1 protein-coding gene is annotated in these 867 nt (G+C 40.3%); it reads right to left on the bottom strand.

From position 1 onward, the window contains the following. Positions 1 to 16: 16 nt before the first annotated feature. Positions 17 to 865, bottom strand: a complete 849-nt coding sequence (locus tag NGM62_RS21935) for an IS982 family transposase (protein WP_262250437.1) — start codon at positions 863 to 865, stop codon at positions 17 to 19. Positions 866 to 867 lie beyond the last annotated feature (2 nt).

An 867-nucleotide genomic window follows, 5' to 3' on the forward strand; every position in this document is an offset into this window, starting at 1 on the left:
TAACCCGTTGTGCATTTTAAATAATGCTTATTTTTAGATTGTTAATATTTCTGTTGAATATATTTTTGTTGATGTATTGAATGACTGTCATTGCGGTAATTTTTGTCAATATTCTGGTTCTGAATCCGTCAAAAGACTTTGCATAATTACGTCTTACCATAAACTGGTCACACATCTGTGAGAACAAAGTTTCTATCCTCTTCCTTGATTTTCTGAACAGACTAAATTGAGGTTTACATCCCTTTTGATTGCTTCTTTTCGGCGTATCTAGCCTGATATTCGCATATTCAAAAAGGTTCAGCTGTACCGCTGCGGACAGATAACCCTTGTCGCCAAGAAGGGTGCAGTCTGAGAGCTGATGGCGTACATCATCCAGGAAATGAATGTCGTGTACATTCGCTGGTGTGAGATCAATAGCCTGAAAAACACCTTTTAACGAACATACTGCGTGAAGCTTATAGCCATAATAGTACGTCTTTTGCGAAGCACAATATCCTTTGGCTGGTCCGCTGTAAAGTTCTTCTTTACAGATCTTCGAGCGGGAGCTACGGGCAATCTTACAGATTTCCAATGGCATACTGTCCACAATAAATATATCTTCGGAATTATTGAACGATTCGGCAAGTTTCAGACGAATCGTATTTTGGTAGGGCATCAATCTACGCTTTCTCCTGTTGTATACCGTTCGGTCGATTTTACAAGCCAAACAGGATGGAAGCTTTCGGAAAAGGTCGTTCTCACTGTCAATACTCATATATTCAGCTGTCAAACCCAGGCTAATGACCTCCAGGTCACTCATCATGGGACGTCTACGCTGCACAGGTAATTGCCGATCTGTCGATATTTTCCTTAAAACTTCCAATATTC

It is taken from the genome of Parapedobacter soli (genome assembly GCF_025460835.1).
Taxonomy (GTDB): domain Bacteria; phylum Bacteroidota; class Bacteroidia; order Sphingobacteriales; family Sphingobacteriaceae; genus Parapedobacter; species Parapedobacter soli.